Annotated in this window: 14 protein-coding genes and 1 pseudogene; 14 read left to right on the forward strand and 1 reads right to left on the reverse strand. The window is 31.4% G+C overall.

The genetic code is table 11. From position 1 onward, the window contains the following. A pseudogene (locus tag KTF99_RS13355) lies at positions 1-116 on the forward strand (NADH peroxidase); the annotation flags it as partial. A gap of 95 nt (positions 117-211) precedes the next feature. Here the strand turns inward: KTF99_RS13355 and KTF99_RS13360 are convergent. Beyond that, positions 212-736 carry a hypothetical protein gene (locus tag KTF99_RS13360; RefSeq protein ID WP_008791716.1) on the reverse strand — a complete coding sequence of 175 codons (525 nt, stop codon included), beginning with the start codon at positions 734-736 and terminating at the stop codon, positions 212-214. A 106-nt stretch (positions 737-842) separates the two neighbouring features. On the opposite strand from KTF99_RS13360, the gene KTF99_RS13365 reads away from it, so the two are divergent. From KTF99_RS13365 to KTF99_RS13420, 13 genes are all read left to right on the forward strand, one after another. After that, positions 843-1,163 (forward strand): hypothetical protein, encoded by a 321-nt coding sequence (locus KTF99_RS13365; RefSeq protein WP_003538427.1) that lies wholly within the window; start codon positions 843-845, stop codon positions 1,161-1,163. A 61-nt stretch (positions 1,164-1,224) separates the two neighbouring features. Further along, positions 1,225-1,968: an NAD(P)-dependent oxidoreductase gene (locus KTF99_RS13370; protein ID WP_029480034.1), complete on the forward strand. Its 744-nt coding sequence runs from the start codon at positions 1,225-1,227 to the stop codon at positions 1,966-1,968. Next, positions 1,961-2,551 carry a dipicolinate synthase subunit B gene (locus KTF99_RS13375; protein ID WP_008791717.1) on the forward strand — a complete coding sequence of 197 codons (591 nt, stop codon included), beginning with the start codon at positions 1,961-1,963 and terminating at the stop codon, positions 2,549-2,551. Before KTF99_RS13370 ends, KTF99_RS13375 begins: the two co-directional genes overlap by 8 nt. Continuing rightward, positions 2,544-3,602, forward strand: coding sequence for an amino acid kinase family protein (locus tag KTF99_RS13380; protein WP_008791718.1), 1,059 nt, complete (start codon positions 2,544-2,546; stop codon positions 3,600-3,602). The genes KTF99_RS13375 and KTF99_RS13380 overlap by 8 nt, the downstream gene beginning before the upstream one ends. After that, positions 3,595-4,422 (forward strand): dihydrodipicolinate synthase family protein, encoded by an 828-nt coding sequence (locus KTF99_RS13385; RefSeq protein WP_029480032.1) that lies wholly within the window; start codon positions 3,595-3,597, stop codon positions 4,420-4,422. Before KTF99_RS13380 ends, KTF99_RS13385 begins: the two co-directional genes overlap by 8 nt. A 174-nt stretch (positions 4,423-4,596) precedes the next feature. Beyond that, the gene (locus tag KTF99_RS13390) at positions 4,597-4,791 is read left to right on the forward strand and encodes a hypothetical protein (RefSeq protein ID WP_003538417.1); all 195 of its coding nucleotides are present in this window, start codon (positions 4,597-4,599) and stop codon (positions 4,789-4,791) included. Then, the gene (locus KTF99_RS17675; protein ID WP_353799300.1) at positions 4,746-4,880 is read left to right on the forward strand and encodes a DUF6506 family protein; all 135 of its coding nucleotides are present in this window, start codon (positions 4,746-4,748) and stop codon (positions 4,878-4,880) included. The genes KTF99_RS13390 and KTF99_RS17675 overlap by 46 nt, the downstream gene beginning before the upstream one ends. A gap of 215 nt (positions 4,881-5,095) precedes the next feature. Continuing rightward, complete coding sequence (locus tag KTF99_RS13395; protein WP_008791720.1) at positions 5,096-6,790, forward strand: ribonuclease J; 1,695 nt, start codon at positions 5,096-5,098, stop codon at positions 6,788-6,790. A gap of 80 nt (positions 6,791-6,870) precedes the next feature. After that, positions 6,871-9,162: an FtsK/SpoIIIE family DNA translocase gene (locus tag KTF99_RS13400; RefSeq protein ID WP_003538406.1), complete on the forward strand. Its 2,292-nt coding sequence runs from the start codon at positions 6,871-6,873 to the stop codon at positions 9,160-9,162. Between the two features lie 118 nt (positions 9,163-9,280). Next, complete coding sequence (locus tag KTF99_RS13405; RefSeq protein WP_003538403.1) at positions 9,281-10,372, forward strand: BMP family lipoprotein; 1,092 nt, start codon at positions 9,281-9,283, stop codon at positions 10,370-10,372. A gap of 86 nt (positions 10,373-10,458) precedes the next feature. Next, positions 10,459-11,991 carry an ABC transporter ATP-binding protein gene (locus KTF99_RS13410; RefSeq protein ID WP_003538401.1) on the forward strand — a complete coding sequence of 511 codons (1,533 nt, stop codon included), beginning with the start codon at positions 10,459-10,461 and terminating at the stop codon, positions 11,989-11,991. Further along, positions 11,981-13,075 carry an ABC transporter permease gene (locus KTF99_RS13415; protein ID WP_003538399.1) on the forward strand — a complete coding sequence of 365 codons (1,095 nt, stop codon included), beginning with the start codon at positions 11,981-11,983 and terminating at the stop codon, positions 13,073-13,075. The genes KTF99_RS13410 and KTF99_RS13415 overlap by 11 nt, the downstream gene beginning before the upstream one ends. Then, positions 13,075-14,037: an ABC transporter permease gene (locus KTF99_RS13420; protein WP_003538397.1), complete on the forward strand. Its 963-nt coding sequence runs from the start codon at positions 13,075-13,077 to the stop codon at positions 14,035-14,037. Before KTF99_RS13415 ends, KTF99_RS13420 begins: the two co-directional genes overlap by 1 nt. The last annotated feature ends 88 nt before the right edge of the window (positions 14,038-14,125 follow it).

Here is a 14,125-nt window from a genome sequence, read left to right on the forward strand (position 1 = left end):
AGAAAGCTAAAGCATTAAACTTAGATGCAATTCATGATACAGTGCATGAAATGGCACGTGATGAAGCACGTCATGGAAAAGCGTTTGCTGGATTATTAAAACGCTATTTCGGATAATTAAGAATAATTTTTTAAATTAAAGCAATAAAAGTAGGTATATAAAAGGATAAAATTTCTTTAAGTATACCTACTTTTTATTATGCTTAATTTATTTAAAAATAGTGCTTTTCAATTTGAGCAAGTGAAAACAATACAGTAAAAGTAAAGAAAAGTTCAACAATACTATTGATTACGCCAAACATAATGATAAACATTCCAATTAATAAGACTAAACTCCTAAATAGAGTAGACATTTTTTTATAAAACTGATAATCATCTAACATGATACGATTAATTAGTAATTGGATAATAAATAATAGGGAGATGGTTCCTGATGATGAAATGAGGACATGGAGAACCGAAACAATATTTTCATTATCAGGATGATAAGGTAAATAGGAACCTGTCAGCATGGAAATAAAACAACTCCCGATTAAGAACTTATTTGCAATCGTTAGATACGTAATATGTTTAAAAAGTTTAATTACCTTAAATAATAAGAAACATGAAATTAATGTAACCCAAATTAAATAATATATTCTTAAATGAGGTTGATAAGATAAGTAAGTAAAATTATTATATGCCCAAGAGGTTTTTAACGACATTAAAAAGGTGATTATAAACATAAATAGATACATTTTTCAACCCCCAATAATGTTATTTTAATAAAATTCTAAAAAATTGTAAATAATAAAAGAAAAAATGAACATTGAATAGTAAATAATATTATAGGAGGATTTTAAAATGAAAATCAAAATGAAGAGTATTCATGCAAACATTATTAATGAAACCGTATCAGCAAGTGCCACGGATGTTCGAGCACAGATAGAAATTGGATATAGTCACGATGAAAAAAATCGATTGCAGCTTAATTATCATATATCTGTAGGTAAGCAAAACAGTGGGCATTTATATGTTATTAAGTGTTCTTTTGTCTTGATTGATTTCTCAACAGAAATGTCTGAAAAAGAGATTTTAAATGAAGCAGTAGAAAATTTACAAGAACGTATTGAAATTATATTAGCCTTATTAACTGAAGAAATGGGTTTTGAATTACTTTCATGATGAAAGTGATTATCGAGTAACAAACTAAATTAATTATCATATTTTATAGTAGAGGTGGAATATGATAGTTTATATAAATGGAAATGATAATCGTTGTAAACAATTAGCAAAGCTAATGATTGCAGATGGTTATCAAATTCAAGAAGATAGTAGGCTGATATCTTCTTGTGATATTATTTATTTAGGTAAAGATGGTCAGGGGTTTGAACAAGTTGATTTTAAAAATAATGCTGTAGTACTTTCATTATTAAAGAATCAGCGATTATGTTATTTAAGTAAGTTAAAGGGATTTAATTATCGTTACTTGTATAGTGATGAAGACTTTGTTGTTGAAAATACGCATATTAGTGATGAAGCAGTGATTGCGTATATGATAATTGATAATTCAATTAGTTTGTCAAATTCTAATGTGTTAATCTTAGGTTATGGTCATTGTGGACGCGATTTAGCAGCTAAACTTGAAAAATTTAATGCGAAAGTCAGCATTAGTAATCGCAGTGATCATTATCATGATGAAGTTGTTGAAAAAGGATATCGTTATATTCGGTTGGATCAGCTCACTTTAAATGGGTATGATTTTGTTATTAATACTATTCCTAGTCAAATAATTGACAGCGATATTCTAAAAACAAAAGATGTTAATTGTAAGATTTATGATGTTGCTTCAACACCATATGGTTTAAAAACTTGTGATCGTGATGAAAGTTATCATCTATTAAAGCAGCTTCCGACTAAGTATGCCTATGATAGTAGTGCAAAAGCGCTTTATAAAGCAATTAAACGGGCAGTTGATCAATATGCTTAAAAACAAGAAAATCGGAATTGGATTAACAGGGTCTTTTTGTTCGCTACAAAAGACGCTGGCTGTAATAAAAGAATTAGCAGCTTTAGAATGTGATTTATATATATTTGCAAGTGAAAAAATTTTAAATTGTAATACTCGTTTTAATAAAGCTGACGAATTAATTGATGAATTAGAAAAACTTTCTAAAAGAAAAGTAATTACTAATGTTGTAGACAGTGAAATATTTGGACCCAAAATTCCTTTGGATATAATGATTGTAATGCCCTGTAGTGGCAACACATTAGCAAAATTAGCTATAGGGATAAACGATAATGCTGTCACAATGGCTTGTAAATCAACACTTCGTAATGAACATAATGTTGTTTTAGCAATCGCGACAAACGATGCTTTAAGTAATTCTGGTAAAAATATCATGCAAATTTTAAATACTAAACATTTTTATCTTGTCCCAATGTATCAAGATGACTGCATAAAAAAACCAAATAGCATGTTATTTGATGAGACTCTTGTAATTCAAACAGTAATCAATGCAATTAATAATAATCAGCTCCAGCCCGTTTTTGAGGGTGTAAAAGATGATTAGAGTTTTAAAATTTGGTGGAACTGCTTTAAAAACAAATGATTCAATCAAACTAGTTACTAATGTTATAACTAATAATTTGGATCATAAATTATTAGTTATTGTAAGTGCTATGGGACGTTATCCAGATGCTTATGCCACTGATACATTAAATGCACTAGCACTTAATGCTAACTATGATGAACATTGTCGATTGCTTAGTTGTGGAGAAATAATAAGTAGTATCGTGTTATCTAGTAATTTGAAATCACAAGGAATTAATGCAATCTCGCTTTCAAGTATGCAGTTAAATCTTAAAGTTAAGCATAATCGTTTAGTTGGCTTAGATACCAAAGTAATCAATAAGTATTTTGAAACATATGATGTCATTATCGTGCCAGGATTTCAGGGAATAGATAAATTTAAAAATATTCGTATTCTAGAAAAAGGGGATAGCGATTATACAGCAGTATACCTAGCACGACGTTTGAATTTGGATGAGGTATATATTTATAGTGATGTTTGTGGCATTTTTACTGGTGATCCTAAATATATTAATGAAGCACGACTTATCAAGCATATTGGCTATCGTCAAGCTCTTGATTTAGCCAAGCACAAAGCTCGGATCATTTGTTACAAAGCATTGATGGAAGGGTATAAAAAAGATGGCTTTAAAATCAAGTTACGTTCTTTTAAAGATGATAGGATTGGTACTTTGATTAATCATGATGATACAAATATCCGAACAATGTCAATTGATTTTAATTATTGGCTAATTCGTTTTGAAGAAACAATAGCTAAAAGCGATTATAGTTTCCTTCATGATTGCTTTGACGATGATTATTTAATTTTTGAAGAAGATTTAGCTAAACTAGAAACTGATTATACTAAAATAGATCTTTATACAAAAGTACATTTTGTTGGTTGTGGATTAGAAAATGATGAGATTTATCGGAATTTTCTTGAAAAATTTGCAATTGTTTCTAAAAATGAACATGATAGTTATTATGTGAAAGCAAAAAATCAAAAACAAGATTTGAATCTTTTACATGATTTGGTTGTAAGGAGTGATTAAAATAGATATTTTTACTAATTTAATTACTCCCTTTGATATTGATGATATGATTGATTATCAAGCGCTAGATAATCATATTGAAAAATTAGTAAATCAAGGAAATAATAAATTTATTATTGGCAGCAGGACAGGGGAAGCTGCTTCATTGACTTTTTTAGAACAAAAACACTTATTACGATATGTTTGCTATCACTATCCTGGTCTTGAAATATATATGCAGCTTAGTGAATCATGTACAAAAAAAGTAATTAAACAGATAGGAGACCTTAAAGACATTAACGAATTTGCTGGCTATATGATCGAGTTACCAGAAATTTTTAGTTTAACCCAAAACGGATTGATTAGGCATCTTGATCTAATTGCTACTGCAACTAATAAATCGATTGTTATTCAACAACATAAGCAAAATACGATTGCTGTTAATCATTTATTGGAATTGAAAGAAAAACATGAAAATATAACTGGCTTGATTACTGAAGTAAATAGCACAGGTTATCAGATTATTAGAAATAAGGGGTTAGGTCTATACGGTATAGAAGAGATGCTAGTGCAAAATGAAATTAATAATTATGATGGACTTATTAGTAACTTAACTAATCTAAGTTATAAAAAGTATAGAGAATTAATTACTCAGCATAATGATTTATATTTTGATTTTTTTAAATTAATAGTTAAATATTTTTATCAAGATAATATTGTAAGTACATTAAAATATTCGTTGAGCCAAAGTAGCAATATTCTTTATAAGTTACGTTTGCCATTAGTTAAAATCAGTGATGAGTCAAAAGAACAATTGAATAAAATAATGGAGAAATATTAATTTATTTCTCCATTATTTTTGAATCACGAAATAAAAAAAGATACTTTAAATTTATTTATTTATTTAATGAGGCGGATGTTATATACTATTAAAAACGGCTAGATAACTATGAAAAAGTAGATACTCGTAAAGTCTAATTAAAGATTAGAGTTTGAATTTTAAGGAGACAATATAATGAAATTTGCATTTATAATCATGGGAGATTTTAATTTGAAATATGATCATGCCGCAATCCATCAACAGACAGCACAAATAATTGGCGTTACTAATTTAGCAGAAGCAAGTATTGTGGCAAAAAATTATTTATTGAGGGAGTTGACTGCATCGAATTATGCGGTGCTTTTGGAAAAGCAGGAGCTAAAACTATAATTGAAGTGACGGAAAATAAAATACCAATTGGGTATGTTACGCATTTACCAGAACAAGATGAAATTTACGATCTCACTTTTGCTAAATAATTTCTTAAATGAACACGGCTAAAAAAGGTTATTGTGTTAATAATATTACATGTTAAAGATGTTAGTAAAAATTAAATCATTTCTCTTTTCTTGAGAATTTTGATACAATGAACGTAGAAAGTATTAGCAAACGATACTATAATATGTTAATATGGTAAAGATTGTTTTTCAGCGATGATTAAGAAATAATATAGATTATAATAATGGAGGAAAAAATGAAGAAAGATGTTGTTAAAATTTTACCACTTGGCGGACAGGCTGAGATGGGTAAAAGTATGTACTGCATCGAAATAAAAGAACAGATTTTTATTTTAGATGCCGGGTTTAGATTCCCAGAAGTAAGTAAATTAGGAGTGGATATCATTATTCCTAGTTTTGATTACTTAAAAGAAAATAAAGAACGAGTTGTAGCTATCATCATAACGCATGGTCATGATGATGTGATGGCAGCTTTGCCTTACTTGTTAGAAGCGGTCAATGCCCCAGTTTATGCTCCAGCACTAACAGCTGATCTAATTGAACAAATGATCAAGCGACATAAAAAACATAATAATTTTAGAGTGAGTTATCAGTTAAATCGTGTAAAACGCAATGATTCAATTATTATTGCTGGCATTCCTGTTGAATTTTTTCCAGTAACTCATTCGATTCCTGGTAGTGTTGGAGTGGCTTTATGGACTGATAATGGATATATCGTTTATAGCGGTGAATTTATTGTTGATTTTGGTGCCCCAGAAGGATTTAGATGTGATATTCAAAAAATGATGGAGATTGGAAAAAAAGGTGTATTAGCACTTTTATGTGAGTCATCTTATTCTAAAAATCCAGGTTATACATCACCAAAACATAAATTGACAGATAAAATTGATAATATTTTTGAAGATAGTGAAGGACGAATCATTATTTCAAGTTATGCTCAAAACATTTTTAGAACTAAAGAAATTGTTGAACTGACGAAGAAATATAATCGAAAAATTGTTTTTTATGGTCGTGATAAATATGATAGCACAAATAGTATTGTCCGCATTGGACAGCGTTTAAAAAAAGCAGTGATTCAAGTACCAAAAAATCTTATTGCTTTTTCTACTGATATTGGTAAAAAAGGAATTGATGATAATTTAGTAGTGTTGCTCAGTGGGACACCGCAAAGAATCTATCATGATATTTGTGATATCATTGATGGTGGGGATGAGTTTTTAAAATTAAATAAAAATGATACATTTATTGTTGCTTCTCCAGTTATTCCTGGAACAGAAAAAATTGCAAATAAAGCGGTAAATGAATTATATAAGACAGATTCAAATATTCATGTATTAAAAAATAAAGAATTATGTTCGATGCATGCATCGCAGGAAGATATTAAAGTAATTATACAAATTTTTAATCCGACATATTTTGTACCAGTTAAGGGTGAGTATCAACATTTTATTTCAAATTTGGAAGTTGCTAAAAATATGGCAATTAAACCAGAAAATATTGCTATTATCGATAATGGTGAAATTTTATCGTTTAAAAGTGGAAAACTAGAAGATTATCGCGATACTATTGAAGTTGAAGATGTAATGATTGATGGAATTGGTGTTGGTGATGTAGGTGATAAAGTTATTGATGATCGAATTCAGTTGTCAAATGATGGAGTAGTCATTATTGGAGTCACGATTGATAGTAAAACTCATGAAATTATTGCCAATACTGATGTTCAGTCACGTGGTTTTGTTTATTTAAGGGATTCTGAACATATTATTAAGGGAGTTATTGATATTGCTGAAAAATGTGTTAGTGAAATGAAAGATGATCCTAAACTAGAAGCAGTAGAAGTTCGACAAAATATTAAAGATAAAGCAAATAAGTTTATTATTAAAGAGACAGGTAAAAGACCTGTAATCTTGCCAATTATCATCGAAGTTTAAGCAAGTTTATCCTTGCTTTTTCTTTTGCTAAATAGATATGATATGGTATAATGATTGAGTTAGAGTTGGGAGTGTGAGTCATGGCGAAAACAAGTCGTTCAAAAAAATCAAAACAAGATCAAATTAGTGAGGATTTAAAAGTAAGAATCATTGCTACAGTAGGCTTGTTTTTAATTGTTGTCGGGGCAATGAAATTAGGACCAATTGGCGAACAACTGAATTTTTTGTGTACTTATATAATTGGAAATTTTGTTGGAATTAGTTATATTTCATTGGTTTTGATTAGTGGGTATGTAATTTATTTTGCTAAATTACCAAAATTTACTGGTCCTCGTGCAATCGGATTATACATGGTGGTAGGGGCAGTTTTGACTTTTATGTCATCTTTAAATGATGATTTAATGGTTGGAATGAAAGTAATTAATCAATATGTCTCAACAGCACCTTGTAATCGAGGTGGATTTCTAGGAGCTGTTTTATATGGCATTTTAAGTGCTTTGTTTGATAAAACGGGGGCAATGATTGCTGCTGGTTTTATTTTAGTAATTGGTTTAACTTTGTTAGGTAGTAAGTTTTATTTAGAACATCGTAAAAATGTTGCTGAAAGAAAGAAAAAGAAACCCACTAAAAAAGATATTAAAATGCATCAAAGCGCTAGTAAATTCACAGATTTTTTTACCCCTAAAAAAGATAAAGCAAAAGGCTTTTTTCCAGAGGAGATATTTGGTGATGAAAATACTTCAAGTCAAGAGCAAGATCCCCCTGGAAAGAGTTCAGCTCGAATCCATACTACTCATTTAGAAGAAGATGAATCAGTACCCTCTACATTTGAATTTGATGAGGATTCTATGACTTTAGAAATTAAAGATAAAGAACCAAAGATCCATGAAAATGATATGTCTAAACCTAAGAAAAAGATTAATAAGAATTATCGTTTACCTGCCTTATCCCTATTAAAAAATCCTACAGCAAAAAAGTCTGGTGATAATAAAGGAAATGCATTATCTAAAGCTGAAGCACTAACAAATGTTCTTCATGAATTTGGAGTAAACGCAACAATTAGTGATATTTTTATTGGACCATCGGTTACTAAATATGAATTAAAATTGGAAACGGGCACGCGTGTTAATAAAATTATGCAATTACAAGATGATATAAAATTAGCCTTAGCTGCAAAAGATATTCGTATTGAAGCACCAATTCCTGGTAAACCGGCAGTTGGAGTGGAAATTCCTAATAGTGTTGCAACAATGGTAAGTTTCAAAGAAGTAATTAAAGACATTCCAAAAGATTTACAGGATAACAAGTTGTTAGTTCCTTTAGGCAAGGATGTTAGTGGTAAGATTATTTATGCGGAATTAAATAAAATGCCCCACTTATTGATTGCTGGGGCAACTGGAAGTGGAAAATCAGTTTGTGTAAATACTATTATTTGTAGTATTTTGATGCGTGCTCGACCGGATGAGGTGAAATTTATTCTTGTCGATCCTAAAAAAGTAGAGTTAACTAATTATAATGGTATACCTCATCTATTAGCTCCAGTAGTAACTGATCCTAAAAAGGCAGCTGCAGTATTGCAGGAAGTTGTAGTGGAAATGGAGCATCGCTATGACCTTTTTGCTGGGGCAAATGTACGGAATATCGAAGGCTATAATAACTATGCACGTAAAAAAAATGAAGAATTAGCTTTGGACGAACAATTAGAGATCTTACCTTTTCATGTAGTTATTTTAGATGAGGTTGCTGATTTGATGATGGTCGCAAGCAAACAAGTTGAAGATTGTATCATGAGGATTGCTCAAATGGCGCGGGCAGCAGGGATTCATTTGATCGTTGCAACACAAAGACCATCGACTGATATTATCACTGGAGTCATCAAAGCAAATATTCCATCAAGAATTGCTTTTGCAGTCTCTTCTGGAATTGATTCACGAACAATTTTGGATGCTTCTGGAGCGGAAAAATTATTAGGAAAAGGAGATATGTTATTTTCACCAATGGGTTCTAGTTCACCGGTGCGGGTTCAAGGTGCTTTTGTATCTGACGATGAAGTTAGTGCAATTACTCACCACACTGCTACTCAGCAGGAGGCTAGCTATGATGACAAATACATAAATGTAAAATTAAATACTACTTCACCAAGTGCTGCTTCGAAAGAAGAAGAGGAAGATGAAGAATATGAAATGTGTCGCAGTTTTGTAATCAATGCTCAAAAAGCAAGTACATCTTTATTACAACGGCAGTTTCGAATTGGATACAATAAAGCAGCACGAATCATCGATCAGTTAGAAGCAGACGGTGTTATTGGACCACAGATTGGCTCTAAGCCACGTGAAGTTTACATTCGCGGATATCAAGAAGAGGACATCTAAATAGATGTCTTTTTTGTATATTTTATAAAAAAACGGGAATAATAAATGTAATCGCTTTCAATTTTTAAGGAAGAATGTTAAAATAAAGCTATAGTTTATTGAAGGAGGAAAATTGAATATGAAAAAGCTTTTGGCTTCACTTGTTGTATTCTCATTTCTATTAGTGGGATGCGGTGGTAGTAGCAGTGAAGAATTTGAAGTAGCACTTGTAACAGATGCAGGGGATATTAACGATAAATCGTTTAATCAGTCTGCATGGGAAGCTGTTGAACAGTATCAAAAAGATCATGATGCAACTATCAAATACTATAAACCAGCAAGTTTTGATGATGCTGGCTACAAATCACAAATTGAAGAAGCTGTAGAAAATGGGGCAAAAATTATTGTTTGTCCAGGTTTTAAATTCTGTAATGCAATTGGTGAATTACAAGATAAATACAAAGATGTCAAATTTATCTTGATTGATGCTACACCAACAGTTCCAGATGAGAAGGATAGTACTAAATCTAATCCAGTTGATCCTGGTGATAATGTTTATTGTGCATTGTATACAGAAACACAACCTGGATATTTAGCAGGGTATGCAGCTGTCAAAGCAGGTCACACTAAACTTGGATTTATGGGTGGAATTGCATTACCAGCTGTAATTAATTATGGTTATGGATATATTCAAGGAGCAAATGATGCAGCAAAAGAATTAGGTGTTACAGTCGATATGATGTATACATATACAGGAACATTTAATGAAGATCCTGCGATTAAAACTAAAGCTGCTAAGTGGTATGATGCTGGAACTGAAGCTATTTTCTCATGCGGTGGTGGAATTTGTAACTCTATTTTCCCTGCAGCAAAAGAAGCTGGCAAATATGCAATTGGTGTTGATAGCAACCAAAATGATGACAAGACAGGTGTTGTTATTACTTCAGCATTAAAAGATGTAAAAAAGACAGTTTATGATAAATTAGTCGATTACAAAAATGATAAATTTAAAGGTGGTATCGAAACATTAGATGCATCAGGTGGTTATGTTGGTTTACCAGATGACTTTGATCGTTTGGGTGATTTTAATGCTGCAGCATACAAGGAAGTATTTGATAAAGTGGCAAGTGGTGAAATTAAAATCAAATCAATGACAGATATTACTGACAATGATAATGGTAATCCTACTAAAGTACCTGTCACTAATGTAAATATTACATATGATAAATAATAAAAAGCGAGACAACTCGCTTTTTTTAAAAGTATTTCTCAATCTAACCGAGAAAAATCAACATTAGATAAGAAAGGAGTGACGGTATGGAATATGTAATAGAGATGTTGAATATCACTAAAGAATTTCCTGGAATTAAGGCTAATGATAATATAACCGTACAACTAAAAAAAGGTGAGATTCATGCTTTGTTAGGAGAAAATGGAGCAGGAAAATCAACATTGATGTCAATCCTATTCGGGCTGTATCAACCTGACGAGGGATGCATTAAAATTAACGGTGAAATTGCTGAAATAAATGATCCTAACGATGCTAATCGTTATAAAATTGGAATGGTTCATCAACATTTTAAATTAGTCGAAACATTTACAGTTTTGGATAATATTATTTTGGGTGTTGAAGAAACTAAAAATGGATTATTAGCCAAAGACAATGCTCGTAAAAAGGTTCTTGATCTTTCCAAACAATATCATTTAAATATCGAGCCTGATGCTCTTATAAAAGATATAACAGTAGGGATGCAACAGCGAGTTGAAATTTTAAAAATGCTCTTTAGGGATAATGAGATTTTAATATTTGATGAACCAACTGCAGTTTTAACCCCTCAAGAAATTGAAGAATTATTGAAAATTATGAAAGGATTAGTTGCCGAAGGAAAATCAATTATTTTTATTACACATAAATTAAATGAAATCAAAGCGGTAGCTGATCGATGTACTGTTATTAGAAAAGGAAAGTACGTTGCTACTGTTGATGTTACAACGACCTCAAAAGAAGAATTGTCAAAGATGATGGTAGGCCGTGATGTTAATTTTATTGTTGAAAAAGGAAAAGCAACTCCTGGGCAAACGGTTTTAAAGGTTGAAAATCTCAATTATTGTAAGAAAAACGCTATGAAAAATGCCTTGACAGATATTAATTTTGAAGTTAAACGTGGTGAAATAGTCTGTATTGCAGGAATTGATGGAAACGGGCAAAGTGAACTTGTATATGCATTAACTGGAATGTTAACTGGATATACAGGTAAGATAATTTTAAATAATGAGGATATAACCCATTATTCGGTTAGGCAAAGAAATTTAAAAGGAATTTCCCATATTCCTGAAGATCGTCATAAGCATGGACTAGTACTAGATTATAATTTAGCAGAAAATATGATTTTAAAAAATTATTTTAATAAAGATAACCAGAAACATGGTTTCTTAAAATTTGAGAACATTTATAATTATGCAGATAGATTGATTGAAAAATTTGATGTTCGTTCTGGTCAAGGGTCACATTCGATTGTTCGAGGAATGTCTGGTGGAAATCAACAAAAAGCAATTATTGCGCGAGAAATTGAAAGTAATTGTGATTTATTGATTGCTGTTCAACCTACTCGTGGGCTTGATGTTGGAGCAATAGAATTTATTCATAAACAGTTGATTCAACAGCGCGATGAGGGACATGCGGTTTTACTAATTAGTTTAGAACTTGATGAAGTTATGAATGTCAGTGATCGAATTCTGGTAATGTATGAAGGAGAGATTGTTACTGACTTAAATCCAAAAGAAACTAACGTTGAAGAATTAGGATTGTATATGGCGGGATCAAAGCGAGGTGTTGGATATGAAAAATAAAGCATGGACAAAATCATTTTTATCTTCTTTGATTGCGATTTTATGCGGTTTGATTTTTGGACTACTAATTATGTTTTTAGTAATTCCTAATCAGGCATTAGAAGGATTTTCAATCTTACTTCGAGGTGGTTTTTATCGTGGAATTAAAAGCGTTGGTGAAGTATTATATTTATCAGTACCAATTATGATGACCGGTCTTTCAGTGGCTTTTGCATTTAAATGTGGTCTATTTAATATTGGAACACCAGGACAATATATTGTAGGAGCCTTTGCTTCAATGTTTATAGCTTTTAATGCAACTTTTATCCCCGAATCTATTCGTTGGATCTTTGCTGTGCTTGCAGGAGGATTAGCAGGAGCCTTATGGGCCAGTGTTCCTGGATTACTTAAAGCTTATCGCAATGTTAATGTTGTAATATCTAGTATCATGATGAATTATATTGGGATGCTATTAGTAATTGAAGGAGTAAAAAAATTTATGTATAATCCCACTGGCGCTGAATCGTATACTATTCCTACAAGTTTAGCAATACCAAATTTAGGATTAGATCAGGTTTTTAATGGTTCGAGCATTAATTTAGGAACGTTCATTGCTATTGGTGTATGTATTCTTGCTTATGTTATTATGAATAAAACAACATTTGGTTATGAACTAAAAGCAACTGGATATAATCCAGATGCGAGTAAATACGCGGGAATGAATGAGAAAAAAAGTATTGTTTTATCGATGGTAATTGCCGGTTTTTTTGCAGGACTAGGTGGAGCTTTGGTTTATATGGCGGGAACTGGACGAACAATAGGAACAGCAGAAGTTTTAGCCGCTGAAGGTTTTAATGGTATTCCTGTTGCCTTATTAGGGTTTAACAATCCACTTGGCGTGATTTTCGCTGCATTATTTATCGCATATATCAATTTAGGCGGAAACTATGTTCAAGCAGTACATATTGCAGTAGAAATTATCGATGTAATTGTTGCAGCAATTATTTATTTTAGTTCTTTCACATTGTTTATTCGATTGATTTTAGAACGCCGAAAGGGGCGTAAAAAAGATAAAAAACAAGCTTTGATTGGAGGGGATGAATAATGGATTTATTTTATTTCTTATTTAGACAAAGCTTGATGTTTTCGATCCCTCTGTTGATCGTTGCTTTAGGCGGGTTGTTTAGTGAACGCTCTGGAGTAGTTAATATCGCCTTAGAAGGAATTATGATTTTTGGAGCTTTTTTTGGGATTTGGTTTATGCATACTGCTCAAAATGCCGGCTGGTTAAGTGGGCAAGCATTGTTTCTAGTAGCTTTATTAATTTCTGGAGTAATCGGTGGATTATTTGCGCTGTTACATGCTTTTGCTGCAATCAGTATGAAAGCTGATCAGACTATTTCTGGGACTGCATTGAATTTATTTGCTCCTGCTTTTGGAATTTTTGTTGCTAAGACTATTTTTGGTGGAGTAAAAAGTATTCCGTTCAGTAATGAATTTTTAATAAAAAAAGTTCCAGTTCTTTCAGACATTCCAATAATTGGTGATATGTTTTTTAAAGATTTTTATCTTTCTACATTTATTGGTATTGCTATTTTGATTGCTACATACGTGTATCTCTATAAAACGAAAACAGGATTAAGAATTAGGACATGTGGTGAGAACCCACAAGCTGCTGATGCTGCTGGAGTAAATGTATATAAAATGCGTTATTTAGGCGTTGTTCTATCTGGAATATTGGCTGGTATGGGTGGTTTAATCTATGTAATCCCAATAACAAGTGAGTATTCTAGTACAGTTGCTGGATATGGATTCTTAGCATTAGCAGTTTTAATTTTTGGTAACTGGACACCTTGGCGAATCGCATTGTCAGCAATTTTCTTTGCTTTTGCTAAGACTTTAGCTGTAACATATGCTTCAATTCCATTTTTATTAAATTCTGGAGTTCCAGGTGTAGTTTTTAAAATCTTCCCTTATGTTGCCACTTTAATATTATTAGCTTTTACTTCAAAAAATTCTGCAGCACCAAAAGCTGCTGGAGAACCTTTTGATAAAGCAAAACGTTAATTTGTTAAAAAGAACATCATCATGATGTTCTTTTTAACTTGTTCTTTTTAAGATGCGGTTTTAATTTTTATTTTTTAGTGTATAATAT

Origin of the sequence: Erysipelatoclostridium sp. MSK.7.34 (assembly GCF_019041935.1) — a bacterium.
Classification (GTDB): domain Bacteria; phylum Bacillota_I; class Bacilli_A; order Erysipelotrichales; family Coprobacillaceae; genus Thomasclavelia; species Thomasclavelia ramosa.

Excerpts from the sequence above, each read along its gene's own strand:
- KTF99_RS13360 (WP_008791716.1), bottom strand. The coding sequence starts at position 736 with ATGTATCTATTTATGTTTATAATCACCTTTTTAATGTCGTTAAAAACC.
- KTF99_RS13365 (WP_003538427.1), top strand. The coding sequence starts at position 843 with ATGAAAATCAAAATGAAGAGTATTCATGCAAACATTATTAATGAAACC.
- KTF99_RS13370 (WP_029480034.1), top strand. The coding sequence starts at position 1,225 with ATGATAGTTTATATAAATGGAAATGATAATCGTTGTAAACAATTAGCA.
- KTF99_RS13375 (WP_008791717.1), top strand. The coding sequence starts at position 1,961 with ATGCTTAAAAACAAGAAAATCGGAATTGGATTAACAGGGTCTTTTTGT.
- KTF99_RS13380 (WP_008791718.1), top strand. The coding sequence starts at position 2,544 with ATGATTAGAGTTTTAAAATTTGGTGGAACTGCTTTAAAAACAAATGAT.
- KTF99_RS13390 (WP_003538417.1), top strand. The coding sequence starts at position 4,597 with ATGAAATTTGCATTTATAATCATGGGAGATTTTAATTTGAAATATGAT.
- KTF99_RS13395 (WP_008791720.1), top strand. The coding sequence starts at position 5,096 with ATGAAGAAAGATGTTGTTAAAATTTTACCACTTGGCGGACAGGCTGAG.
- KTF99_RS13400 (WP_003538406.1), top strand. The coding sequence starts at position 6,871 with ATGGCGAAAACAAGTCGTTCAAAAAAATCAAAACAAGATCAAATTAGT.
- KTF99_RS13405 (WP_003538403.1), top strand. The coding sequence starts at position 9,281 with ATGAAAAAGCTTTTGGCTTCACTTGTTGTATTCTCATTTCTATTAGTG.
- KTF99_RS13410 (WP_003538401.1), top strand. The coding sequence starts at position 10,459 with ATGGAATATGTAATAGAGATGTTGAATATCACTAAAGAATTTCCTGGA.
- KTF99_RS13415 (WP_003538399.1), top strand. The coding sequence starts at position 11,981 with ATGAAAAATAAAGCATGGACAAAATCATTTTTATCTTCTTTGATTGCG.
- KTF99_RS13420 (WP_003538397.1), top strand. The coding sequence starts at position 13,075 with ATGGATTTATTTTATTTCTTATTTAGACAAAGCTTGATGTTTTCGATC.